Raw genomic sequence first — 1,044 nt, 5'->3', positions numbered from 1 at the left:
CTGGCGAGTGTGCCGGGGGGAAAGCGCCGCCTGGGCGGGGACCTGGCGGCGTACGACCCGCAGGCTGCGGGTGAAGGACAGGCGGTCGGGGTCCAGGCCCTCGCTGAGGGCGGCCTGGTGCATCAGCTGCCGGATGGCGTGGTGGACCAGGAGGAGTCCGTACACCTCCTGCTCGACGCCCCACGGGTACTTCGAGCGCAGGACGAGTTTGGGGCCGCGCTGGTGGGTCTTGATCTCGTCCAGCGTGGTCTCGATCTCCCACCGCTGGACGTAGAGCGCGGCCAGCTCGGCTGCCGGTGCCGCTTCGGGGTCGAGGACGGTGGTGACCAGCCGGTAGACGCTCTGGTCGCCGGTCGTGGTCAGGGTGTACTCGACGACCCGCACGGTCACCGGGTTGCGGCGGCTCTTTCGGTCCGGTTCGGCGTGGACAGTGCTGAGGTAGGAGCCGTCGGAAAGGACCCGCAGCACGGGCAGGGCGGCGTTGGTGCGGACCCGCCACAGCAGGTCCGCGCCGCTCGCCCGTGCGGCCTGCCACAGCTCGAAGCCGTAGAAGCCCCGGTCGGCCAGCAGCAGCATCCCCTCCCGCAGAAGGGGGAACAGCCGCCGGGACAAAGACTGCTCACTGACCGACAGCGGGCCAATGGCCGCGCCGAACATCGCATGAGTGCCGCACTCGGCCAGCCCCACCACCCTGGCCTGCGGAAACGCACTCGCCCCACGGCCGGACACGTGCCGGCCGAAGAACTCGGTGTTGGCGTCGGTGTCCGCCAGGTCCAGGCAGGTGCCGTCCACTGCCACCACACGCCACCGCCGGTACCAGGCGCCCGTCGTTTCGGGCACGGCCAGCGGGCGGCAGACCCGCGCGAACAGCACCTTCAACGGCTCGACCCCCAGCCGTCGGCGGGCCCGGCCGATCGCGGCGGTCGTGGGCACCCGCCACGACCGCCGCCCGTCCCCGAGCCCCTCACCCAGCAGCCGGGCGACCTCCTCGTAGCCCTGCCCGAAGAACAGGCACATCGCCAGCACGAAGTACACAACCACCCG

General features: G+C 71.7%; 1 protein-coding gene. It reads right to left on the bottom strand.

Annotation, left to right across the window (positions count from 1 at the left end; translation table 11 throughout):
* The coding region (locus ACIOGZ_RS41855) for an IS4 family transposase (RefSeq protein ID WP_400989921.1) at positions 1–1,044 on the bottom strand (1,044 nt) is incomplete at both ends.

Origin of the sequence: Kitasatospora sp. NPDC088160, from assembly GCF_044741445.1 — a bacterium.
In the GTDB taxonomy this organism is placed as follows: Bacteria; Actinomycetota; Actinomycetes; order Streptomycetales; family Streptomycetaceae; genus Kitasatospora.
The sequence above is the reverse complement of the archived record's forward strand: the minus strand, read 5'-3'. Positions and strand labels throughout refer to the sequence as shown.